The organism is Nonomuraea sp. NPDC003709, from assembly GCF_040610775.1.
Taxonomy (GTDB): Bacteria; Actinomycetota; Actinomycetes; order Streptosporangiales; family Streptosporangiaceae; genus Nonomuraea; species Nonomuraea angiospora_A.
Genome location: NZ_JBEXMW010000005.1, coordinates 512,795 through 534,882 on the forward strand (window position 1 = coordinate 512,795; position 22,088 = coordinate 534,882).

21 protein-coding genes are annotated in these 22,088 nt (G+C 72.2%); 12 read left to right on the forward strand and 9 right to left on the reverse strand.

The window, feature by feature from the left end; all coding sequences use genetic code 11:
• The first annotated feature begins 25 nt into the window (after window positions 1-25).
• Window positions 26-1,885, forward strand: coding sequence for a hypothetical protein (locus ABZX61_RS18645; RefSeq protein WP_355195950.1), 1,860 nt, complete (start codon window positions 26-28; stop codon window positions 1,883-1,885).
• A gap of 6 nt (window positions 1,886-1,891) precedes the next feature.
• Here the strand turns inward: ABZX61_RS18645 and ABZX61_RS18650 are convergent, their stop codons facing one another.
• On the reverse strand, window positions 1,892-2,746 hold the full coding sequence (locus ABZX61_RS18650; protein WP_355195952.1) for a helix-turn-helix domain-containing protein: 855 nt from the start codon (window positions 2,744-2,746) through the stop codon (window positions 1,892-1,894).
• Window positions 2,747-2,859: 113 nt separating this feature from the next.
• Here ABZX61_RS18650 and ABZX61_RS18655 point away from each other — a divergent pair, with 113 nt between their 5' ends.
• Window positions 2,860-3,444, forward strand: coding sequence for an NAD(P)H-dependent oxidoreductase (locus ABZX61_RS18655; RefSeq protein ID WP_355195954.1), 585 nt, complete (start codon window positions 2,860-2,862; stop codon window positions 3,442-3,444).
• Between the two features lie 4 nt (window positions 3,445-3,448).
• Here the strand turns inward: ABZX61_RS18655 and ABZX61_RS18660 are convergent, their stop codons facing one another.
• The 3 genes from ABZX61_RS18660 to ABZX61_RS18670 form a co-directional block, all read right to left on the reverse strand.
• Window positions 3,449-4,462 (reverse strand): hypothetical protein, encoded by a 1,014-nt coding sequence (locus ABZX61_RS18660; protein ID WP_355195956.1) that lies wholly within the window; start codon window positions 4,460-4,462, stop codon window positions 3,449-3,451.
• Window positions 4,452-5,042: a copper resistance protein CopC gene (locus ABZX61_RS18665; protein ID WP_355195958.1), complete on the reverse strand. Its 591-nt coding sequence runs from the start codon at window positions 5,040-5,042 to the stop codon at window positions 4,452-4,454. Before ABZX61_RS18665 ends, ABZX61_RS18660 begins: the two co-directional genes overlap by 11 nt.
• Before the next feature lie 97 nt (window positions 5,043-5,139).
• Window positions 5,140-5,676 carry a hypothetical protein gene (locus ABZX61_RS18670; protein WP_355195960.1) on the reverse strand — a complete coding sequence of 179 codons (537 nt, stop codon included), beginning with the start codon at window positions 5,674-5,676 and terminating at the stop codon, window positions 5,140-5,142.
• Window positions 5,677-6,124: 448 nt separating this feature from the next.
• On the opposite strand from ABZX61_RS18670, the gene ABZX61_RS18675 reads away from it, so the two are divergent.
• The 4 genes from ABZX61_RS18675 to ABZX61_RS18690 all read left to right on the forward strand — a co-directional run bounded on the left by ABZX61_RS18675 (window position 6,125) and on the right by ABZX61_RS18690 (window position 9,202).
• Window positions 6,125-6,844 carry a hypothetical protein gene (locus ABZX61_RS18675; protein ID WP_355195962.1) on the forward strand — a complete coding sequence of 240 codons (720 nt, stop codon included), beginning with the start codon at window positions 6,125-6,127 and terminating at the stop codon, window positions 6,842-6,844.
• A 112-nt stretch (window positions 6,845-6,956) separates the two neighbouring features.
• Window positions 6,957-7,601, forward strand: a complete 645-nt coding sequence (locus ABZX61_RS18680; protein WP_355195964.1) for a response regulator transcription factor — start codon at window positions 6,957-6,959, stop codon at window positions 7,599-7,601.
• Between the two features lie 93 nt (window positions 7,602-7,694).
• Window positions 7,695-8,123, forward strand: coding sequence for an ATP-binding protein (locus ABZX61_RS18685; RefSeq protein WP_355195966.1), 429 nt, complete (start codon window positions 7,695-7,697; stop codon window positions 8,121-8,123).
• 80 nt (window positions 8,124-8,203) lie between these two features.
• Window positions 8,204-9,202: a PAS domain S-box protein gene (locus tag ABZX61_RS18690; RefSeq protein ID WP_355195968.1), complete on the forward strand. Its 999-nt coding sequence runs from the start codon at window positions 8,204-8,206 to the stop codon at window positions 9,200-9,202.
• On the opposite strand, the gene ABZX61_RS18695 is transcribed toward ABZX61_RS18690, so the two are convergent.
• A complete protein-coding gene (locus ABZX61_RS18695) occupies window positions 9,197-10,381 on the reverse strand; it encodes an acetate kinase (protein ID WP_355195970.1) in 1,185 nt (394 codons plus the stop codon). The two genes, ABZX61_RS18690 and ABZX61_RS18695, sit on opposite strands and share 6 nt — an antisense overlap.
• Window positions 10,357-12,660: a phosphoketolase family protein gene (locus tag ABZX61_RS18700; protein ID WP_355195972.1), complete on the reverse strand. Its 2,304-nt coding sequence runs from the start codon at window positions 12,658-12,660 to the stop codon at window positions 10,357-10,359. The genes ABZX61_RS18695 and ABZX61_RS18700 overlap by 25 nt, the downstream gene beginning before the upstream one ends.
• Before the next feature lie 61 nt (window positions 12,661-12,721).
• Here ABZX61_RS18700 and ABZX61_RS18705 point away from each other — a divergent pair, with 61 nt between their 5' ends.
• The 6 genes from ABZX61_RS18705 (at window position 12,722) to ABZX61_RS18730 (ending at window position 18,824) form a co-directional block, all read left to right on the forward strand.
• On the forward strand, window positions 12,722-14,428 hold the full coding sequence (locus ABZX61_RS18705; RefSeq protein WP_355195974.1) for an IlvD/Edd family dehydratase: 1,707 nt from the start codon (window positions 12,722-12,724) through the stop codon (window positions 14,426-14,428).
• Window positions 14,429-14,615: 187 nt separating this feature from the next.
• Window positions 14,616-16,247, forward strand: a complete 1,632-nt coding sequence (gene pgi / locus ABZX61_RS18710; RefSeq protein ID WP_355195976.1) for a glucose-6-phosphate isomerase — start codon at window positions 14,616-14,618, stop codon at window positions 16,245-16,247.
• 1 nt (window position 16,248) lies between these two features.
• A complete protein-coding gene (gene zwf / locus ABZX61_RS18715; protein WP_355195978.1) occupies window positions 16,249-17,652 on the forward strand; it encodes a glucose-6-phosphate dehydrogenase in 1,404 nt (467 codons plus the stop codon).
• Window positions 17,653-17,705: 53 nt separating this feature from the next.
• Window positions 17,706-18,056, forward strand: a complete 351-nt coding sequence (locus ABZX61_RS18720; protein ID WP_350727886.1) for a spore germination protein GerW family protein — start codon at window positions 17,706-17,708, stop codon at window positions 18,054-18,056.
• 1 nt (window position 18,057) lies between these two features.
• Window positions 18,058-18,594 carry a hypothetical protein gene (locus tag ABZX61_RS18725; protein ID WP_355195980.1) on the forward strand — a complete coding sequence of 179 codons (537 nt, stop codon included), beginning with the start codon at window positions 18,058-18,060 and terminating at the stop codon, window positions 18,592-18,594.
• Between the two features lie 5 nt (window positions 18,595-18,599).
• A complete protein-coding gene (locus ABZX61_RS18730; RefSeq protein ID WP_355195982.1) occupies window positions 18,600-18,824 on the forward strand; it encodes a LysE family transporter in 225 nt (74 codons plus the stop codon).
• A gap of 87 nt (window positions 18,825-18,911) precedes the next feature.
• Here the strand turns inward: ABZX61_RS18730 and ABZX61_RS18735 are convergent, their stop codons facing one another.
• The 3 genes from ABZX61_RS18735 to ABZX61_RS18745 all read right to left on the reverse strand — a co-directional run bounded on the left by ABZX61_RS18735 (window position 18,912) and on the right by ABZX61_RS18745 (window position 22,085).
• A complete protein-coding gene (locus tag ABZX61_RS18735; protein ID WP_355195984.1) occupies window positions 18,912-20,111 on the reverse strand; it encodes an MFS transporter in 1,200 nt (399 codons plus the stop codon).
• Between the two features lie 115 nt (window positions 20,112-20,226).
• The gene (locus ABZX61_RS18740) at window positions 20,227-21,102 is read right to left on the reverse strand and encodes a carbohydrate ABC transporter permease (protein WP_355195986.1); all 876 of its coding nucleotides are present in this window, start codon (window positions 21,100-21,102) and stop codon (window positions 20,227-20,229) included.
• Entirely contained in the window at window positions 21,099-22,085 is a 987-nt protein-coding gene (locus ABZX61_RS18745; protein ID WP_355195988.1) for a sugar ABC transporter permease, read from the reverse strand. The genes ABZX61_RS18740 and ABZX61_RS18745 overlap by 4 nt, the downstream gene beginning before the upstream one ends.
• Window positions 22,086-22,088: the final 3 nt, after the last annotated feature.

Sequence of the window (22,088 nt, forward strand, 5' to 3'; positions counted from 1 at the left end):
CGGGCGGGCAACGCAGTATGGCCGTGTGAAAATCACCGATCTCCTCCCGGCCGAGCGGGCCGTGGCCGAAGCCGTGCCCCGCGGCAGGGAAGTCGACCTGCGCTCGGGCGACCTCGACCCGGCCGTTCGCGCGCAGGCCCTGGCCGAGCTGCTCCTCGGCGAGCACGACGGGCCCAAGCCCGCGCTGCGCCTCATCGGCGCCCGGATCACCGGCCTGCTCCACCTGGCCTTCGCCGAGATCGGCTTCCCGATCACCCTTGAGCAGTGCGCGTTCGACGAGGCGCCCGACCTGTACCAGGCGCGCACCCGGTTCCTCAGCCTGAGCGGCTCCACGCTGCCCGGCCTGATCGCCTCGAACATCCAGGTGGACGGCAACCTGCGCCTGGCCGGCTGCCACGTCACCGGCGAGCTGCGCCTGTCCGGCGCCCGCGTCAGCGGCAACCTCAACCTCAACCGCGCCCACCTGGACAACCCGGGCGGGGTCGTCGTCAACGGCGAGCACCTCGACGTCGGGGGCAACCTGCGGGCCCAGGACGGCTTCAGCAGCCACGGCGAGATCTTCCTCACGGCCGCGCGGATCGGCGCCGCCGTCAACCTCGACGACGCCCGCCTGCACGCGCCCGGCGGCATGGCCTTCGGCGCGTCCAACCTGACCGCCCAGGCGGGCCTGTTCGCCCGGGGGGTGACCGCCGACGGGGAGATCTCCGTGCGCTTCGCCCGGGTCGGCGGGCCGATCACGCTGCGCGGCTCGCGCGTGCGCAACCCCGGGGGCCTCGCCGTGCGCGGCGGCGGGCTCAACGCCGAGGGCGGTCTTTCCCTGTCGCTGGTCGAGACCGAGGGCCAGGTGCGCCTGGAGAGCGCCGCCGTCGCCCGCTCGCTCAACCTCGACGGCGCCACCCTGCGCAACCCGGGCGGCGTAGCCCTGTTCGGCGACGGCCTCACGGTGGACGGCGCCCTGCACGCCCGCGACGGGATGACCGTGGAGGGCGAGATCAGCCTGCTCGACGCCTCCGTCACCGGCCCCGCCCACTTCGAGGGCGCCAGGCTGGCCAACCCCGGTGGCTCGGCCCTGACCGCCAACGGCATCACGGTCGGAAAGGTGCTCAACCTCTGCAGCGGCTTCTCGGCCCAGGGCCGGGTCCGGCTGACCAACGCCCAGGTCGGCAGCCGCCTGTGCTTCGACGACGCCACGCTGGAGGCCCCCGGCGAGGTGGCGCTCAAATGCTGGCGGGTGGAGGCGCGCGAGCTGGCCCTGCGCACCGCCGCACCCGTCCGGGGCACGGTGGAGCTGCGCCACGCGCGCATCGGCGTCCTGCGCGACGACCCCGGCGTCTGGCCGGACGCGATGCGCATGGACGGGCTCGCGTACGAGGTGCTCGACCCCATGCTGCCCGCCGCCGGACGGCTCGGCTGGCTGCGCAGGGATCCCGAGGGCTACCTGCCGCACGCGTACGAGCAGCTCGCCGCGATGTACCGGCGGCTGGGCAGCGATGCCGACGCCCGCGACACGCTCCTGGCCGGCCAGCGGCGGCGGCGCGCCAGCCTCCCGTGGTACGCCGGGCTCTGGGGCCACCTGCAGGACGTCACCGTCGGGTACGGCTTCCGCCCCTTACGCGCGGCCGCCTGGCTGCTGGCGCTCCTGGCCGTGGGCACGATCGTGTTCGGCCTGGCCGAGCCGCCGCCGCTGAAGCCGGGGGAGGCGCCGCCGTTCCACGCCCTCGTCTACACGCTGGACCTGCTGCTGCCGCTCATCGACTTCGGGCAGGAGAAGGCGTTCAACCCGCTCGGCGGGACGCAGTGGCTCGCGTACGGGCTGATCGCCGCCGGCTGGGTGCTGGCCACCACGATCGCCGCGGGCCTGACCAGGTCGCTGCGCCGCGCGTAGGAGCGGTCAGCCGCTGACGGCGCGCAGGGCGCCCGGAAGGCGGCCGGTCAGGCGGTCGAGCGCGGCCGAGGTGGCGGCGTCCGCCGGCAGGTAGACGACCACCCGCTGGTCGTCGTAGGAGAGCTCGAGCTGCTCGCGCTTGAGCCGCAGCTCCCCGGCCAGCGGATGCGCCAGCCGCTCCACCGGGGCCGGCAGCGGCGGGGCGGGCCGGGCCGGCCGCCCGCTGAACGCCTCGCCCGCCGCGAACGACAGCTCCGCGACCAGCTCCTGCGCGAACGGGTCGGCCTTGGTCGCCGCCAGCTTGAGCGCGGCCGCGTGCTCGTCGGCCACGCGGTCCCAGTCGGGGTAGGCGGCCCTGGCCCGCGCGTCGGCGAAGACGTACCTGACCATGTTGGGCGGATCGCCGTCGAGCAGCCCGACCGGGCCGTACAGCCGCTCGAACCCCGTCGTGCGGGCGAGCACCTCGCCCACCCGGTTGAGCAGCACCGCGGGCGCGGGCTCCAGCCGGTCGAGCACCGCCCGCACCGTCGGGCGCACCGTGCGGGCCGGGGCCTCCGCCGCGGCCGGGCACAGCCGCACGTCGCCGCTGGCCACCTTGGCCAGCTGACGCACGTGGACACGCTCCTCGTGGGTCAGCCGCAGCGCGTCGGCCAGCGTGATGAGCACCTGCGTGGACGGGTTGCGGTCGCGGCCCTGCTCCAGCCTGGTCAGGTATTCGACGCTCACCCCCGCCAGGGTGGCCAGCTCGGACCTGCGCAGCCCCGGCGTGCGCCGCCGCGGGCCGCCGGGCAGCCCGACGTCCTCGGGCTTGACGGCCTCCCTGCGGGAGCGCAGGAACGCCCCCAGTTCGTTGTCATCCACGGGCCACGAGTGTAGGCCCGGCGACCGGCCCGTAGCGTGGCCCCGCGAGGGCCAGTCTCAGCGCGGTCTCCCTGGCCCGCCCGGTGTCCACGAGCCTGGGACGCATGGAGAACATGACATTGGCAGTGATCACCGGCAGCGTTCGCGAAGGGCGGTTCGGCCCCAGGATCACGGAGTGGCTCACGGAGCGGGCGCGCACGCACGGGCTGTTCGACCTCGACGTGATCGACCTGGCGCAGACGCCGCTGCCCGCGGTGATGCCCGCCACCCCCGAGGAGCTGGCCGACGTGGAGTCCCGCCCGGAGGACCTCAGGCGGCTGGCCGCGCGGCTGGCGGCGGCGGACGCGTTCGCGGTGGTGACGCCGGAGTACAACCACAGTTTCCCGGCCTCGCTCAAGAGCGCCATCGACTGGCACTTCACGGCGTGGATGGCCAAGCCGGTCGCGCTCGTCTCCTACGGCGGGTACGGCGGCGGGGTGCGGGCGGCCGAGCACCTGCGGCCGGTCTTCGCCGAGGTGCACGCCATGACGATCCGCAACACGATCAGCTTCGACCAGCACTGGAGCCGGTTCGGCCCCGACGGCGAGCTGCTGGACCCAGAGGGGCCCGACGTCGCCGCCAAGGCGCTGCTCGACCAGCTCGGCTGGTGGAGCGGGGTGCTGCGGGACGCCCGCCGGACCACCCCCTACGTGGCCTGAGGCCCTAGCACAGGGCCATCGCCGTCTGCCACACGCCGGGCAGCGCCGCCAGGACCAGGTCTCCCTTGCGGCGCCGGTCCCGGCGCGTCTCCGCCCCCAGGTCGGCCAGCAGGTCGCGGAAGCCGTCCTCGTATCCGTGCTCGTCCGCCTGTTCGCCCGCCTGTTCACCCGCCAGGGCCCGCTTGGCCAGGCAGCGCGCGTAGGTGGCCACCATCCAGAAGACCGCCTCCCGGTGCAGGCCGCGCCCGATGAGCTCGCGGGTGCCGTCGATGGCGATGGGCCGCGCGGCCGGGGTGATGTCCGAGTCGAACGGGTAGGAGGGGACGCGGACGGCCGCCGTGGCGTCGAACACCTTCTCCAGCACGGCCAGGTGCCGCTCGACCCGGGCCGCGCTCAGGTGCGCGGCGCCCAGGAGTTCGAGCAGGCTCTCGTGGAAGTCCAGCCGCCCGTGCTCGGCGAGCAGCTCGCCCACGTCCACGTAGCGGCGCCGGATCGTGGGGTTGCGCAGCGCCGCCACCAGCAGCACGTGGGTGGTCACCCCGGTGCCGAACAGCCACGAGTTGACCTGGTCGGGCAGGGGAGCCCGCTCGTCGATGCCGTTGATGAACCCGCGCACCCGGTCCATGGCGTTGGTGCACCGGGCCAGGATCCACGGCCGCTCGGCGAAGTCGCGCGAGACCACCCGCTGGATCTCGGTCAGCCGCCCGGACGGGTCGGCCAGCACGCAGGGGAGGTGGAAGCTGCCGGCCAGGTGGTAGTCGCTCAGCACCTCGTGCGTGGAGCCCAGCTCGGAGATGGAGGAGACCTCCAGCAGGACCCCGCGGTAGGCGAACTTGCCCAGGCGGACGGGCTGGTCCGCGATCACGATGACGTCCACGTCCGAGGTCGCGGCCAGCTCGGCGGCCGGGTCGGCCCACAGGGCCGACCCGGTCAGGAAGGCCCCTTCGAAGCCCGGCAGCGCGGCGCCTTCCTCCAGCACCCACTGCCGAGCGATCTGTCTGGCTTCCTCAATCCGCATCCACTTCCTCCCGATCTGGGCCGCGGCGCGCGGTCCGGATCAGAACGAACGCGCCCAGCACGACAAGCACCACCAGCCCGCCCCAGATCCAGCCGGGAACCCCCGCGGAGGCCGCGGGCCGCTCGCCGGCCGCCGCGGCGGACCCGACCGCCCGGGGCGGCGTGCTCGCCGTCGGCCCCCCGCCGATGGACGAGGGCGAAGCCGATGAAGAAGGTGATCCTTTCACGCTGAAGGGGATTTCGCCCTCAATGGGATGCCCGTCGGACGAAACCACCCGCCAGGCGATGACGTACGGGCCCGGGGGGAGCGGCTGCGGGACGTCGGTGAGCACCTTAGGCCCCTCGAGCACCGGCTTGCCGAGCGGGACCTCCTTGCCCGCCGCGTCATGCAGCACGACGAACGGGAACTTCACGCTCGCGCTGTATTCGAGCTCGATCTCGTCGACCGAGCCGACCTGGGAGTTCTTGGCAGGCGAGCTGCTCTTGAGCGCGTCGTGCGCGAACGCCGGCGACGCGGGGAATATCAGGACGAGGGCGCACGCGAGTGCCGCCCCGATGATGTGTCGTGGCAGGAACGCCATGATGGGTCTCCAGAACGATCTCCCGGACGCGCGCGTGGCGCCGTCCGGACACAGGCAAGGGTACGCGCCCCGCCGGGCGCGCCAAGGAACTTGTGCGTCAGCCGAAGTGCCTCGGCCCCTGGGGTGGGCCTCGCCTGAGGATCGCGCCGGAAACGGTCCTTCCCGCGTACGCGGTCAGGTAGGGGGTGACCGGCCGCCACGAGGGCCGCACGGTCCCGGCCGGGACGGCGGCGGCGGGCAGCGGGACGATCGGCCGCGGCGCGCCGTACAGGCGGATCATGAGCCACAGCGCGCGCTCGCCCCGGTGCAGCCACCAGGCCGTCAGCCCCGCCATCGTCAGATGGACCAGCGCCATGCCGGGCGCGGGATGCCCGTGCGCCGGACCGGCCTCGGCCGCGGGCGTGAGCCGCTCGAAGAGCTGGTGCAGCAGCATCTGGGTGCCCACGGTCGCCACCAGCACCGCCACGGGGCCGCGTTCGCGCCCGTCGATCAGGTACGCCAGCCCGAGCGCGGCCAGCACCCCGGCCAGGTAGACCTCGAACGGCACCAGGCCACCGCCCGCCAGCGCGTGCCCGCCCGCCGACACCGCGCCGCAGACCGTCGCGAACACGACGGCCCGCACAAGACGCAGCACTGACGACGCGCAGGACACAGCCGACATTCTCCTGGAAGGTCGGGAGAAATTCTCAGATTTCCACGGGGAATTACCCTTTTGGCCGGTCCGGGCGGCCCCGTGATCGGCGTCGTAGCAGGTCATCCGGCCTATATCCGACTCTCCGGACACAGGCTCGGCGATGCCGGAACACCGCGATGTGCGTTTGTGAAAGGGACGACCCGCTATTGACACTTTTTCACCGGCGCTTTCCCAGCATGGGATATTCGCCTGCGGCGTGGCGTTGAAGAGCGCCTCGCCGCAACTGTAACCATCGTACCGATCTTGTCGGCCCGCTCGACGGGCGGCACAGGCCGGACCCTGGCCTGACGCATCCCGAAAGGTACGGTACATGTCCACTCCCAATTCACGGACAATTGCCCCAGTCAATTCCGCTTGGCCCAAGGCGCGTCACGCGATGAGATGGGCAGTGAGCGGCTCTCTTTCGATGGTCCTGGTCGCCGCCCTGGTGCCGGCGGCGAGAGCGGACGACGACGACACCGACCGCACCGCTGACACCGTGGACACCGCCGCCGCGGACACCGCAGACACCGCAGACACCGCGGACACCGCGAACACCGCGAACACCACCGACCGCCGCCGCCGTCACCGTCACCGTCACTTCCCCCTCATCCACGGCGACCGATGCAGCCCGCACCTCTTCTTCAAGGTGCACTCGCTCTCTCCGCGGAACTTCTTCCTGCCCCGCACCAACTTCGTCGACGGCCCCGGCGGCACGGTCACGGCGTCGGTCACCCGGGAGCACGAGGTCCGCGCGTTCCTGGAGACCGAGAACGAGAGGCGGAAAGCCGTCTCCACGACTGAACCGCTCACCCTCGTGGAACCGATCACCACCCGCGAAGTGGTGCACGAGATGCGCAGGATGGGGCTTCCGCACCTCGAAGAGCGTCACATGGTCTTCACCGGCCACGAATACAGCCGGGAGATCACCAAGGGGATGTACGGCCATCTGTGGTACCGCGTCTTCGGCTACCGCATCGGCTGGTCGGCCTGGCAGGTGATGGGCACGTGCCGCGACGTCAGGGTCGCCAGCGGATTCGCCAACATCCCCGCCAGGGTCGAGGGCTGGCGCTACTGGGAGACCAAGTATCCGACCTTCAAGCACCGCCGCCTGCCCTGGAAGCCGTGAGCGTACGGCGCCGTTGGCCACGGGCGCGCGGGCCGTGGGACACTGCTCGTGGCGCCGGGCCGGCGTGCGCCCCGCGCGGGCGCGGAAACCGCGGACAGAGGCAGCGGCAGACATGGCGACTCCCCCTTCGATCCGGGTGGTTCTCGTGGAGGATCACGCCATGGTCGCCGAGGCCATCGGGCTGGCGCTGGCGCGGGTGCCCGACATCGAGGTGGTGGCCCAGACCGGCAGCGTCGCCGGCGCGGTGGCCGAGACCGGCAGGTGCCAGCCGGACGTCGTCGTGCTCGACCGGCGCCTGCCCGACGGCGACGGGATCGCGGCCATCGGGCGGCTGGTGGCGGCGGCGCCCAAGGCGCGGGTGCTGGTGCTGACCGGCGAGGCGACCGTCTCCGTGGCGGCCCGCGCGGTGGCGGCCGGGGGCGCCGGGCTGGTGGTGAAGTCGTCCCGGCTGGGGGAGCTGGAATCGGCGGTGCGGGAGGTGGCGGCCGGCGGGGTGGTGTTCGCGCCCGGGCTGCTGCCCGGGGTGCTCGACCGGCTGACCGGGCGCGCGGGGCTCCTGGGGTCCGCGCTGACGGCTCGCGAGCGGGAGACGCTGTTGCTCATGGCCGACGGCATGGGCGCGCGCGAGATCGGCGAACGGCTCGGCGTGGCCCGCAACACGGCGCGCAACCACGTGCAGCACGTGCTGGAGAAGCTGGGCGCCCGGACCAAGCTGGAGGCGGTCGCGCTGGCCCGCAGGGAAGGGCTGCTCGACTGACGCATGTGCACCATCTCGCGTCCCACAGGTGTACCAGGCGGCCTGGCGCGGATGCGTCTCGTGATCGGATAATGGCTACCCGAAAGTAGAGGGGTGGTCAGCGAGAAGGCCTGGCAGTACCAGGTGGACACGCCCCTGCCGAAGGAGATGGACAGCATCACGGCGGCGCGCCGGATCGTCCGTCGGGCCCTGGCGGAGTGCGGCTACCAGGGCTACCACGAGGATGTCCTCCTCGTGGTGTCCGAGCTGGTGACCAACGCGCTCGTGCACGGCGACGGCCCGCCGTCCCTGAGGATGCGGGGCAGCGCGGCGCAGGTGCGGGTCGAGGTGGGCGACGCCGGGGAGCGGCTGCCCGAGCCCCGCGAACCCGGTCCGTCGAACGGCTGGGGCCTGCACGTCGTCCGGCTCCTGTCCACCGGCTGGGGGACCACGCCCGTCGACGGGGAGACTGGCGGAAAGGTGGTGTGGTGCGAGCTGGCGCCCCGCCTCGCCCCGCTCCAGGCCCGCGCTTACGACTCCTGAACCTGCCGGGCGGGTTTGGGTCATCAGGCCACGTCGTGAAAAGCTGCGGTATGGCCGTGGATAATCCTCCACAAGCGGATATGGAGCTGCTCGTCCAGAGCATCCGCGATTACGCCATCTTCATGCTCGATCCCCGCGGCAGGATCGTGAGCTGGAACGCCGGGGCCCAGCGCATCAAGGGCTACACGGCCGAGGAGATCATCGGCACCCACTTCTCCGTCTTCTACCCGCCCGAGGCCGTCGCGGCCGGCAAGCCGTTCACGGGGCTGGAGGCGGCCGCCGCCGACGGCCGCTGGGAGGAGGAGGGGTGGCGGGTCCGCAAGGACGGCACCAGGTTCTGGGCCAGCGTGGTCATCACCGCCCTGCGCGACGGGCGCGGCGAGCTGCGCGGGTTCGGCAAGGTGACGCGTGACCTGACCGAGCGGCGCAGCATGGCCAGGGCGCTGGACGAGCGCGGCCTCCTGCTCGGCCACCTGGTCCAGGCCCAGGAGCGGGAGCGCCGCCGCATCGCCTCCGACGTGCACGACGACACCATCCAGTCCATGGTCGCCGTCGGGATGCGGCTGCGGGCGATGGAGGAGGGCCTGCCCGAGGAGCACGCGGCCGACGTGCGCGCGCTCGGCGACGCCGTCGAGGCCGCCGTGGGGCGCCTGCGCGACCTGGCCTTCCGGTTACGCCTGCCCGGTGAGGGGCTGGCGGAGGGGCTCGCCTCGTACCTGGAGCGGGAGATGGCGGGGGTGGCGTACGAGCTGGTGAACGGCCTGGACGGCGAGCCGCCCGCCGAGGCCGCGATCACCGTCTTCCGCATCTGCCAGGAGGCGCTCACGAACGTCCGCAAGCACGCCGGGGCCGTCGCCGTCGCCGTGGAGCTGGCCTGGCTCGACGGGGGCGTCCACGTCCGCGTGCGCGACGACGGGGTCGGGATCACCCGCCAGGACGGCCAGGACGGCCACTTCGGGCTGATCGAGATGCGCGAGCGGGCCGAGACGGCCGGCGGCTGGTGGAGCATCCGCGGCGCGCCCGGCGCGGGCACGACGGTGGACTTCTGGGTGCCGGCCGTCGCGCGCCGCTCGTCATGATCCCGGCGTGATCAGCGCGAGGGTCTGGCGGGCGATCTCCCATTCCTCGTCCGTCGGGATGACGAGCACGGCCACCTCCGCGCCCGGCGGCGAGACCGCCCGCTCCCGCGCCGATTCGTCCTGATTGAGCGCGGGGTCCACGGTGACGCCGAGCCGGTCGAGCCCGGCCAGGGACTCGGCGCGGGTGGCCGCGTCGTGCTCCCCGACCCCGCCGGTGAACACGATCGCGTCCAGCCGCCCGAGCAGCGCGTAGTAGGCGCCGACGTACTTGCGGATGCGCCGCGTGTAGACCGCCAGGGCCAGCCGGGCCTCGGCGTCGTCGCGGGCGCGCACCTCGCGCATGTCGCCCGTCCCGGCGAGCGCCAGCAGGCCGCCGTGGCGGTCGAGCCCGCTCTCCACCTGCCGCGCGTCCATCCCGTTCACGCGTGCCAGGTAGCCGGCGAGCGCGGGGTCGACGTCGCCCGAGCGGGTGCCCATGACCAGTCCCTCCAGGGGCGTCAGGCCCATGGAGGTGTCGACGCTGCGCCCGCCGGAGATCGCGGTCGCGCTGGCGCCGTTGCCCAGGTGCAGCACGATGAGGTCGAGGGTGGCCGGATCGCGGCCGAGGAAGGCGGCGGCGCGGCGGGAGACGTACGCGCAGGAGGTGCCGTGGAAGCCGAAGCGCCGCACGCCGAGCCGCTCGCGCCAGTCGCGCGGCACCGCGTACGTGTACGCCTCGGGCGGCAGCGCCAGCTGGAACGCGGTGTCGAACACCGCCACCTGCGGCACCCCCGGAAAGGCGCCGCGCGCCACCCGGATCCCGGCGAGGTTGACCGGATTGTGCAGGGGTGCGAGCGGCGCGAGCTCCTCGATCGCCCCGATGACGCCGTCGTCGACGAGCACCGCCTCGGTGAACCGGGTACCGCCGTGCACGACGCGGTGCCCGACCGCGACCGGGTCCAGCTCAGGCCCCGCCGCCTCGAACGCCTTCATGACCGCGGCCAGCCCCGCCTCGTGCCCGGGGAACGGCTCCTCCGACACGTAAGGAGGCCGGTCCCCGGCGTGGTGCGTCAGCCGCCCGCGCTCCTCGCCGATGCGCTCCACCAGCCCCCTGGCCGGGCGCTCGCGGGTGCGGACGTCGACGAGCTCGTACTTGATGGACGATGAGCCCGTGTTCAGTACGAGGATGCGCCCGGCCACGTCCACGACCTGATCTCGGGGGTGTCCTCGCCGGTCTCGCGCGTGTGGGCGCGGGCCCGCAGCCGCTCGTCGCTCATGCGCTGGCGCAGGTGCGCCGCCGTGGTGCCGAGCCCGGGCACCCGGTCGATGACGTCCATGACCAGGTGGAAGCGGTCGATGTCGTTCATCATGGCCATGTCGAACGGTGTCGTCGTGGTGCCTTCTTCTTTGTAGCCGCGCACGTGGATGTTGGCGTGGCCGTGGCGGCGGTAGGTGAGCTGGTGGATCAGCGACGGGTAGCCGTGGAAGTCGAACACGACCGGCCTGTCGGCGGTGAAGAGGGCGTCGAACTCGGCGTCCGACATGCCGTGCGGGTGCTCCGTGGGCGGCTGGAGGCGCATGAGGTCGACCACGTTGACGACGCGTACCTTCAGCTCGGGCAGGTGCTCGCGCAGGATCGCGGCGGCGGCGAGCGTCTCCTGGGTGGGCACGTCGCCCGCGCAGGCCAGCACCACGTCCGGCTCGGCGCCCTCGTCGGTGGAGGCCCACGGCAGGATGCCCAGGCCGCGCGTGTTGTGCGCGACGGCCTCCTCCATCGTGAACAGGTCCAGCACCGGCTGCTTGCCCGCCACGATCACGTTGACGTAGTCGCGCGAGCGCAGGCAGTGGTCGGCGACCGACAGCAGCGTGTTGGCGTCCGGCGGCAGGTAGACCCGCACCACGGACGCCTTCTTGTTGATCACCACGTCGAGGAAGCCGGGGTCCTGGTGGCTGAAGCCGTTGTGGTCCTGGCGCCACACGTGCGAGGACAGCAGGTAGTTGAGCGAGGCGACGGGCCGCCGCCAGGGGATCTTCTGCGATGACTCCAGCCATTTCGCGTGCTGGTTGAACATGGCGTCCACGATGTGGATGAACGCCTCGTAGCAGTTGAACAGCCCGTGCCTGCCGGTCAGCAGGTAGCCCTCCAGCCAGCCCTGGCACAGGTGCTCGCTCAGCACCTCCATCACCCGGCCGCCGGGGGCCAGGTGCTCGTCCGTCGGCAGCATCTCGGCGTTCCACGCCCGGTCGGTGGCCTCGAACACCGCCGACAGCCGGTTCGAGGCGGTCTCGTCCGGCCCCATCAGCCGGAACGTCCGCGGGTTGGCGATGATCACGTCACGCAGGAACCCGCCCAGCACCCGCGTCGGCTCGCTCGACTGCCCGGCGGGCGCCTTGACCTCGACCGCGAGCCGGCGGAAGTCCGGCAGCCGCAGCGGCTCCAGCAGTTCCCCGCCGTTGGCGTGCGGGTTGGCGCTCATCCGGCGCGTGCCGCGCGGCACGGTCTCCAGGACCTCCCGCACGGGCCCGCCATCGGAGTCGAACAGCTCCTCCGGCCGGTACGAGCGCATCCACTGCTCGAGCATGGCCAGGTGGGCGGCATTCTCGCGGACGTTGGCCAGCGGCACCTGGTGCGCCCGCCAGGTGCCCTCGACCTGCTTGCCGTCCACCTCGCGCGGCCCCGTCCAGCCCTTCGGCGTTCGCAGGACGATCATCGGCAGCCGGTCGGCCCTGCCCTGCTTGTACGCGGCCATCTGGTCGAAGGCGGTGTCCAGGGCGCGCGCCATCTCCTCGTGGTCCGGCCCCACCACGTGGGGGCGGTAGCCGTAGCCCTCCATGAGCTTGAGCAGCTCGGTTTCGGGGATGCGGGCGAGCACGGTGGGGTTGGCGATCTTGTAGCCGTTCAGGTGCAGGATGGGCAGCACGATGCCGTCGCGGTCGCGGTCCGCGAACTTGTTGGAGTGCCAGCTCGCCGCGAGCGGGCCCGTCTCGGCCTCGCCGTCGCCGATGACGCAGGCCACGACCAGGTCCGGGTTGTCGAAGGCGGCTCCGTACGCGTGCGCGAGCGAATAGCCCAGCTCCCCGCCCTCGTGGATCGACCCCGGCGTCTCGGGCGCCACGTGGCTCGGGATCCCGCCGGGGAAGGAGAACTGGCGGAACAGCCGCCGCATGCCCTCCACGTCCTGCGAGACGTCCGGATAGCGCTCCGTGTAGGTGCCCTCCAGCCACGCGTGCGCCACCGCGGCGGGGCCGCCGTGCCCGGGACCGGCGATGTAGATCATGTCCTGGTCCCGCTCCCTGATCACCCGGTTGAGGTGGGCGAAGCAGAAGGTCAGCCCCGGCGTGGTGCCCCAGTGGCCGAGCAGGCGCGGCTTGATGTGCTCGGGCCGCAGCGGCTCGCTCAGCAGCGGATTGTCCAGCAGGTAGATCTGCCCGACGGACAGATAGTTCGCCGCCCGCCAGTACGCGTCGATATGGTCCATGCTCTGCTGCTTCCTCCACAGAACACGCTGAATCCACCAAACGCCGGATAAGGTGCCGAATATGGCATTCAGGAGTTCGCGCTGGTACTCGGGGAACGACCGCAACTCCTACATCCATCGGGCCTGGATGCGGCGCGGCCTGCCCCGCGAGGCGTTCGAGGGCGGCAAGCCGCACATCGCGATCGCCAACACCGCCTCCGACCTCACCCCCTGCAACTCCCACCTGGACGAGGTCGCCGAGAGCGTCGCCAACGGCGTCTGGGAGGCCGGCGGCGTGCCGCTCAACCTGCCGGTCGTCTCCCTGGGCGAGACGAACGTGCGCCCCACCGCCATGCTCTGGCGCAACCTGGCCGCCATGGCCACCGAGGAGATGCTGCGCGCCAACCCCATCGACGGCGTGGTGCTGCTCGGCGGGTGCGACAAGACCATCCCGTCGCTGCTCATGGCCGCTTCCTCCGTGGACCTGCCCGCCGTCGTGATGCCCGGCGGCCCCATGCTGACGGGGCACTTCCGCGGCGCGCCACTCGGCTGCGGCACCGACGTGTGGCGCCTCAGCGAGGAGGTACGCGCGGGCACGCTGTCGCGCGAGGCGTTCCTGCGGTCCGAGTCGTCCATGATCCGCAGCCGCGGCCACTGCAACACGATGGGCACCGCCTCCACCATGGCCTGCATGGCCGAGGCCCTCGGCATGACGATCCCCGGCACCGCGGGCACCCCCGCTCCCGACAGCCGCCTGCTCGAACGCTCCCACGAGACCGGCCGCCTGGCCGTGGACCTCGTCCTGGAGGGCCGCCGCCCCAGCCAGGTCATGACCAGGGCCGCGTTCCTCAACGCCATCGTGACCCTGGCCGCCGTCGGCGGCTCCACCAACGCCGTCGTCCACCTGCTGGCCGTCGCGGGCCGGCTCGGCGTGGACCTCAGCCTGGACGACTTCGACCGCACCGGCGCCGGGGCGCCGCTGCTCGTGGACCTCCAGCCCGCCGGACGCCACCTGATGGACGACCTGTTCCGGGCGGGCGGCCTCACGGCCGTGCTCAAGGAGGTCGAGGACCTGCTCGACCCGGAGGCGATCACCGTCACGGGCCGCCCGCTCGTCGAGCACCTCGCCGAGGCCGAGATCTGGGACGAGAGCGTCATCAGGCGCCGCTCCGACCCGCTGCTGCCCGACGCCGGCATCGCCGTCCTGCGCGGCAACCTCGCCCCCGGCGGCGCGGTGATCAAGCCCGCCGCCGCCTCGCCCGAGCTGCTGCGCCACCGCGGCCGGGCCGTCGTCTTCGACAGCATCGAGGACGTGTACGCCCGCCTCGACTCGCCCGACCTCGACATCGACGAGACCTCGGTGCTCGTGCTGCGCGGCTGCGGCCCCAAGGGCTACCCCGGGATGCCCGAGGTGGGCAACCTGCCGCTGCCCGCCAAGCTGCTGGAGAAGGGCGTGCGCGACATGGTGCGCATCAGCGACGCCCGTATGAGCGGCACCGCGTACGGCACGGTCGTCCTGCACACCGCGCCCGAGGCGGCGGCCGGCGGCCCGCTGGCGAGGGTGCGCACCGGCGACCCGATCGTGCTCGACGTGGCCGCCCGGCGGCTCGACGTGGACATCCCCGACGCCGAGCTGGCCGCCAGGGAGCCCGTGAAGATCGGGTACGCCCGGCCCGTACGCGGCTGGGAACGCCTCTACGTCGAGCACGTCACCCAGGCCGACCGCGGCGCCGACCTCGACTTCCTCATCGGCTCCAGCGGCGACCACGTGGGCCGCGAATCCCACTGAGCCCCAAAAACTCCGCTCCGCCGTGCGCGGAATGAGGCCCTGTGGGTAAGCGGTTCCAGTGGGAGATCTGCGAAGCTGGCTGACGCCACGGTCTTAACGGAGCACAACAAAGGTGCGGCGGTCAGACGAGCAGGTTTCCCGTTGGCAGGGACAATGGTGATCCGGTTTGGCGACACGAGGAGGAAGCGTGAACGGCGACATCACCCAGAGCCAGGAGTGGGCGGCTCTCGGCAAGCACCATGAGGAGCTGGCGGGCAGGCGGCTGCGGGAGCTGTTCGCGGAGGACCCGGGCCGTGCCGGGCGCATGACCGTGACCGCCGGCGACCTCTTCCTCGACTACGCCAAGCAGCGCGCCACCGGCGAGACGATCGACCTGCTGGTGGCCCTGGCCGAGCGGGCGGGGCTGCGCGAGCGGATCACCGCGATGTTCGGCGGCGAGCACATCAACGTCAGCGAGGACCGCGCCGTCCTGCACGTCGCCCTCCGCCTGCCGCGCGCCGCCGAGCTGGTCGTGGACGGGCAGGACGTGGTCGCCGACGTGCACGCCGTGCTCGGGAAGATGAGCGCCTTCGCCGACCGGGTCAGGTCCAAGGAGTGGAGGGGCGCCACCGGCAAGCCCATCGAGACCGTGGTCAACATCGGCATCGGCGGCTCCGACCTCGGCCCCGCCATGGCCTACGAGGCGCTGCGCGACTACGCCGACGCGGGCGTGGCGGCCAGGTTCGTCTCCAACATCGACCCGGCCGACATCACCGGCAACCTCGCCGGCCTCGACCCCGCGACCACGCTGTTCGTGGTCAGCTCCAAGACGTTCACCACGCTCGAGACGCTCACCAACGCCCGCGTCGCCCGCGGCTGGCTGGTCGAGGCGCTGGGCGAGGACGCGGTGTCCAAGCACTTCGTGGCCGTCTCCACCAACGCCGCCAAGGTCGCCGAGTTCGGCATCGACACCGACAACATGTTCGGCTTCTGGGACTGGGTCGGCGGCCGCTACTCCTACGACGGCGCCATCGGCCTGTCCCTGATGATCACGATCGGCCCCGAGCGGTTCCGCGAGATGCTGGCCGGCTTCCACCTCATCGACGAGCACTTCCGCAGCGCCCCGTTCGAGGCCAACATGCCGGTGCTGATGGGCCTGCTCGGGATCTGGTATAACGACTTCTTCGGCGCCGAGACCCGCGCCGTGCTGCCCTACAGCCAGCGGCTGCACCGCTTCCCCGCCTACCTGCAGCAGCTCACGATGGAGTCCAACGGCAAGTCCGTGCGCGCCGACGGCACCCCCGTCCCGGTCGCCACCGGCGAGATCTTCTGGGGCGAGCCGGGCACCAACGGGCAGCACGCCTTCTACCAGCTCCTCCACCAGGGCACCCGGCTCGTGCCCGCCGACTTCATCGGCTTCGCCGAGCCGTTCGAGGACCGCGAGGGCATGCACGACCAGCTCACCGCCAACCTCCTGGCCCAGACCTCGGCGCTGGCGTTCGGCAAGACGGCCGAGGAGATCGCCGCCGAGGGCACGCCGCCCGAGATCGTGCCGCACAAGGTGATGCCCGGCAACCGGCCCACCTCCACGATCCTCGCGCCCAAGCTGACCCCCTCGACGCTGGGCCAGCTCGTCGCGCTCTACGAGCACATCGTGTTCGTCGAGGGCACGATCTGGGGGATCGACTCCTTCGACCAGTGGGGCGTCGAGCTGGGCAAGAAAATGGCGCTCGACCTGGCGCCCGCGCTCACCTCCGAGGACCCGCCCACCGGGCTCCCCGACGCCTCCACCGAACAGCTCGTGCGGAGATACCGCGAGCTGCGCGGAAGGCGTGTCTGACATGCGCCACGCGTCCGGGACCGAGCACAGGAGGGGCGCGGAGCGGGCGGGGGCGCTGGTGCTGTTCGGCGTCACCGGAGACCTCGCGCGCAAGATGATCCTGCCCGCCCTCTACCGCCTGACCGCCGACAGCAGGCTCGACCTGCCCGTCATCTGCGTGGCCAAGACCGAGCTCGGCCTCGACGGGCTGCGCGAGCACGTCCGCCAGGCGGTCGGCGGCGCGCGCGACGCGGCCTTCGACAAGCTCGCCGGCAACCTGCGGCTGGTCGCGGGCGACTACCGCGACCCCGAGACGTTCGCCAGGCTCCGCGAGGAGGCGGCGGGCAAGGGTTTCCTCGTCCACTACCTCGCGGTGCCGCCGTCGCTGTTCGCCACGGTCGCCGAGGGCCTGGCCGGGGCCGGGCTCAACCACGACGCCAGGCTCGTCGTGGAGAAGCCGTTCGGCCACGACCTCGCTTCGGCCCGCGAGCTCAACGAGGAGCTGCTCAAGCACTTCGACGAGGACCACGTGCGGCGGGTCGACCACTTCCTGGCCAAGGAGCCGGTCGAGGACCTCATGGTGTTCCGGTTCGCCAACACGCTGCTGGAGCCCATCTGGAACCGCAGCCACATCCGCAGCGTCCAGATCACCATGGCCGAGGACTTCGACGTGCGCGACCGCGGCGCCTTCTACGACGCCAACGGCACGATCCGCGACGTGGTGCAGAATCACCTGCTCCAGCTGCTGGCCATCCTCGCCATGGACCCGCCGCCGTCCACCGACGCCCGCGCCCAGCTCGACGAGAAGTGGCGGGTGCTGCGCGCCGTGCAGGCCATCGACCCCGCCGACGTCGTACGCGGCCAATACTCCGGCTACCTCGACACCCACGGCGTCCGGCCCGAATCCACCACCGAGACGTTCGTCGCCCTGCGCGCCTACATCGACAACTGGCGCTGGGCCGGCGTGCCGTGGTGCATCCGCTCCGGCAAGGGGCTGCCGACCACCGACCTGGAGATCGTCGCCGAGCTGCGCAAGCCGCCGGTGACGATGTTCCACGGCGGCGACGCGCCCCCCGGCCCCAACCTCATCAGGTTCCGGCTGCAGCCGGACGCGGGGGTCACCTTCGACCTGCTGGCCAAGGAGCCGGGCAAGCAGCACACCAGGCCGGTGCCGGTCAGCGTCGACTTCACCAAGGTGCTCGGGCCGATGGAGGCCGCCTACGAGCGCGTCCTGGCCGACGCCGTCAGCGGCGACCCGCGGCGGTTCGCCAGGTTCGACCTGGTGGAGGAGTCGTGGCGGATCGTCCGTCGGGTGCTCGACCTGCCGGACCGGCCGCTGCCGTACGAGCGGGGTTCCTGGGGGCCGGAGGCGGCCGCGAAGATCGCGCCGGGCGGCTGGCACGAGATCTCGACGACGTTCGACTGACGCGGGAGCGACGCCGGTGGCGAGAGGGGCGAGCTGTGGTTGACGATGGTGGGATGGACATCATGAAGGTGGTCGAGCAGGCGAAGGACGCCGCGACCGTCAAACGCGTCTTCGGTGAGCCCGTCCAGCAGGGCGACGTCGTCGTCATCCCGGTCGCCCGGGTCGTCCAAGGGGGCGGCGGCGGGGACGGCCGGGGCAAGGGGGAGAGCGGCGAGGGCGGGGGCAGCGGCGGCGGCTTCGGCTTCAGCGCCACGCCCGCGGGCGTCTACGTGCTGAAGGACGGCGAGGTCAGCTGGCGGCCCGCCGTCGACGTCAACCGCATCGTGCTCGGCGGCCAGATCGTGCTGATCGTGGCGGCGCTGACCGTCCGTTCCATCCTCAAGAAGCGGCGGCGCGGGCGCTGACGTGCTGATCGACCTGCTCGACGCTGAGCTGCCCGCCCGGGACTTCCTGATCCCGGGCTCCAACCTGCCGGTGCGCCAGGCCCGGCTGGACGGCATGTCCTCGCTCGTCCGCTTCCCGCCCGGCTGGGCCCGGTCCCAGCGCGGCCACTACCTGGCGGGGGAGGAGTTCGTGCTGCTGGAGGGCGAGCTGTCCGTCTCCGGCATCACGTACGCGGCCGGGCAGCACGGCTGGCTGCCCGCCGGGACGCTGCGCCACTCCGGCGCGGCCCCCGGCGGCGCGCTGGCGTTCACGGCCTTCGCCGATGAGGACACCTGGGTGCCCAGCGACCTGGACGAGCCGGACGGCCCGAGCCTGCGCACGCCCCTGGAGAGCGTCGTCATCCCCGAGGGCGGCCTGCGGCTCACCCCGCACTCCGTCCTCCTGGACACGCCCGTCGCCCTCGGCGGCCCCGCCGAGATGATCACCGTGCCGACCTGGACGTGGGAGCGGTCGGCCCTGATCCCCGAGGGGCGGGTCCTCGTGAGGTGGGCGCCCTGACCTCTGTGACGCAGTCCGTGGCCTTCGGGAGAGTCGTGCTGCTCGGGGCGAGGTCGCCCGGTCCCGACTTCGCGGTCGTCGTCCGCCGCTCCGCCGTCTCCGGGCGCCTGCACGGCACGGCGGCCGCCATGGGCATCGCCGTGGGCGTGTTCGTCCGGGTGGTGGCCGGCCTGACCGGCGCCGCCCTCGTCGCCCTCGGCCTCAAGCCGGCCGCTACCACCCGCCCGTAACGGCCCTTCGGCCACCGCCGGCGCCGGGCTGCGTGTCCCGGCCGGTGCGGTGGCGTGTGGCGTCCGGCGGCGCTTGGCGTCCGGTGGTCAGGCGGTGTTTGGCGTCCGGTGGTCCGGGAGGGCCGGTTCGGCGGTGGCCGGCGTCCGGTGGTTCGGGAGGGCCGAGCCGGCGGCCAGGACGGCGAGGCCGGCGAGGGTGATCGCGGCGCCGACCCAGAGCGGTGAGACGAACCCGAAGCCGGATCCCAGGGCCAGCCCGCTCAGCCAGGCGCCCAGCGCGTTGCCGACGTTGAAGGCCGCGATGTTGGCGCCGGAGGCCATCGTGGGCGCGTCCTGGGCGTACCGCATGATCCGCAGTTGCAGCCCGGGCGCGGTGGCCAGTCCGACCGCGCCCATCAGCAGCAGCGAGACGATCGTCATGACCTTGCTCTGCGCGGTCAGCGCGAACACCGCGAGCACCGCGGTGAGCAGCGCCAGGATCGCGGCCAGCGACGTGTTCAGCGCCCGGTCGGCGAATTTGCCGCCGAGGAAGTTGCCCGCGAACGTGCCGGCCCCAAACAGCACCAGCAGCCAGGGCACCGTGGCGCCGGCGAACCCGCTGACCTCGGTGAGCGTGAACGCGATGTAGGTGAACGCGCCGAACATGCCGCCGAAGGCGAGCACGGTGACCGCGGCGGAGACCCAGACCTGCGGCCGGCGGAACGCGCCCAGCTCGGCGCGCAGGCTCGTCCCGGCCGGCGCCGGCGTCGGCGGCACCAGCAGCCGGATCCCGGCCAGCGCGACCACGCCGATGACCGTGATCGCCCAGAACGTCGAGCGCCAGCCGAGCTGCTGGCCGAGCAGCGTACCCAGCGGGACCCCGAGCACGTTGGCCGCGGTCAGCCCGCCGAACATCAGCGCGATGGCGCCCGCCCGCCGGTTCGGCGCGACCATGTCGGCGGCGACCACCGAGCCGACGCCGAAGAACGCGCCGTGGCACAGCGCCGCCACGATCCGGCCCGCCATCAGCACCGGGTAGACCGGCGCGATCGCGGAGATCAGGTTGCCCGCGACGAACAGCACCATCAGCGCCAGCAGCACCTTCTTGCGGTCGAACCGGGCGATGGCCGCGGTGAGCCCGATGGCGCCGACCGCCACGCTCAGCGCGTAACCCGAGACCAGATATCCGGCGACCGGCTCGCTGACGCCGAAGTCCGCCGCGACCTCGGGCAGCAGACCGATGATCCCGAACTCGGTGAGCCCGATGCCGAAGCCCCCGAGTGCCAGGGCGAGAAGCCCGACAGGCATGTCAAATCCTCCATTGCAGTGCGTCCGCCTTTATGCGGCGTCTGCAATTATTGCCAGCGCTGCCTGACCTTCACCAGTGGCCGGTGGGCCACTATGCGAAAGAATCAGGCCACCCTCAGGACTTCGTCGCGCCGGCCGTGAGGCCGGTGATGAGGTGGCGCTGGACGAGGAGGAAGACGGCGCCGGCCGGGATGGCGATGAGCACGGCCGAGGCGGTCATCAGCCCCCAGTCGGACCAGTGCTGGCCGACGAACTGCTGCAACCCGACCCCCAGGGTGCGCTTGTCCTCCTGGGACATGAACACGGTGGCGTAGCCGACCTCGCCCCAGGCGGTCATGAAGCAGTAGAACGCGGTCACCGCGACCCCCGGCCGCGCCAGCGGCAGCACCACCCGCCAGAACGTGCCGAACGGGGTCAGCCCGTCCACCATCGCCGCCTGGTCGATCTCCACCGGCACGGTGTCGAAGTAGCTCTTCATCATCCAGGCGCAGAACGGCACCGAGATCGTCATGTACGCGATCACCAGCCCGGGGATCTGATTGAGCAGCCCGAGCCCGGCCATCAGGTTGTAGAGCGGCACGATGAGAATGGCGACCGGGAACATCTGGGTGATCAGCAGCAGCCACATGACCGAGCGGTGCCCGGGGAAGCGGAACCGGCTGACGGCGTACCCGGTGGTCGCCGCCAGGAACACCCCGGCCAGCATGGTCAGACCGGCGGTGAGCACGCTGTTGAGCAGCCACCGCGGGAACTCGGTCGCGGTCAGCACGCGGACGTAGTTGTCGAGCGAGGAGTGGTCGAAGAGCCGCAGCTCCGCCGACAGCCAGCTGTCGCGCGGCTTGAGCGAGGTCAGCACCAGCCACACGACCGGGAACAGCGAGACGGCCACGGCGAGCAGCAGGCCCGCGTGCAGGCCGATCGAGGCCAGCGGGCCGCGCTCGCCGCGCCCTCGACCGCGCCCTCGACCGTGCCCGCGCGTCGTCGTGCTCACCAGGGATCTCCTTGACTACGCAACGTGCGGCGGTAGCCGACCGCCAGCACCACCAGCATGAGGAGGATGATCACGCCCCAGGCGGCCGAGCCCGCGTAGTCGCGCACGCCGGTGAAGGCCTCGCGGAAGGCGTACGTGACCAGGATCTCGGTCTCGCTGCCGGGGCCGCCCCGCGTCACCAGGAAGATGATCGGGAACATGTTGAACGTCCAGATCGTGCCGAGCAGGATCACCGTGGACGACACCTGGCGCAGTCCCGGGAGCGTGATCGCCCGGAACCGCTGCCACGCGTTCGCCCCGTCCACCTCGGCCGCCTCGTACAGCTCGGCCGGGATCGACTGCAGGCCGCCGAGCATGGCGACCATCATGAACGGCACCCCGATCCACACGTTCACCGCGATCACCGCGATCTTGGCCGTGGTCGGGTCGTCCAGCCAGCCCACCGCGGGCAGCCCGGCCACCTTGAGCAAGCCGTTGATCACGCCATAGTCGCTGTTGTACAGGTAGCGCCAGACGAAGGCGGCCACGAAGGCGGGCACCGCCCAGGGCAGGATCAGCAGCACACGGTAGACGGAACGGAAGCGCAGCCGGCGGTTGAGCATCACGGCCAGGCCGAGGCCGATGCCGTAGTGCAGGCCCACGCAGACCACCGTCCACACGACGGTCCAGGCGAGCTTGTCCCAGAACAGGCCGGAGGTCAGGATCCGCAGGTAGTTGTCCAGGCCGACGAACTCATAGGTGGCCGGGATGACGTTCACCCCGATGGTCCGGCCGATGTTCGCCTCGGTGGCGTCCGTCAGCGACAGGTACACCCCGCGCGCCAGCGGCCAGCCGATCAGCACCGCCATCACGACCACCACCGGCGCGATCATCGCCCACGCGTACCAGTGGGCCGACAGCGCGCGCCGTAACCGCCCTGGCCTGTCGTGGCGGCCGCGAGCCCCCTCGCCCGCGGCCGCCACCCGTCCGGTCGAGACCGCCACCGG

Excerpts from the sequence above, each read along its gene's own strand:
- ABZX61_RS18655 (WP_355195954.1), top strand. The coding sequence starts at position 2,860 with ATGACATTGGCAGTGATCACCGGCAGCGTTCGCGAAGGGCGGTTCGGC.
- ABZX61_RS18660 (WP_355195956.1), bottom strand. The coding sequence starts at position 4,462 with ATGCGGATTGAGGAAGCCAGACAGATCGCTCGGCAGTGGGTGCTGGAG.
- ABZX61_RS18665 (WP_355195958.1), bottom strand. The coding sequence starts at position 5,042 with ATGGCGTTCCTGCCACGACACATCATCGGGGCGGCACTCGCGTGCGCC.
- ABZX61_RS18680 (WP_355195964.1), top strand. The coding sequence starts at position 6,957 with ATGGCGACTCCCCCTTCGATCCGGGTGGTTCTCGTGGAGGATCACGCC.
- ABZX61_RS18690 (WP_355195968.1), top strand. The coding sequence starts at position 8,204 with ATGGAGCTGCTCGTCCAGAGCATCCGCGATTACGCCATCTTCATGCTC.
- ABZX61_RS18700 (WP_355195972.1), bottom strand. The coding sequence starts at position 12,660 with ATGGACCATATCGACGCGTACTGGCGGGCGGCGAACTATCTGTCCGTC.
- ABZX61_RS18705 (WP_355195974.1), top strand. The coding sequence starts at position 12,722 with ATGGCATTCAGGAGTTCGCGCTGGTACTCGGGGAACGACCGCAACTCC.
- zwf (WP_355195978.1), top strand. The coding sequence starts at position 16,249 with ATGCGCCACGCGTCCGGGACCGAGCACAGGAGGGGCGCGGAGCGGGCG.
- ABZX61_RS18720 (WP_350727886.1), top strand. The coding sequence starts at position 17,706 with ATGGACATCATGAAGGTGGTCGAGCAGGCGAAGGACGCCGCGACCGTC.
- ABZX61_RS18735 (WP_355195984.1), bottom strand. The coding sequence starts at position 20,111 with ATGCCTGTCGGGCTTCTCGCCCTGGCACTCGGGGGCTTCGGCATCGGG.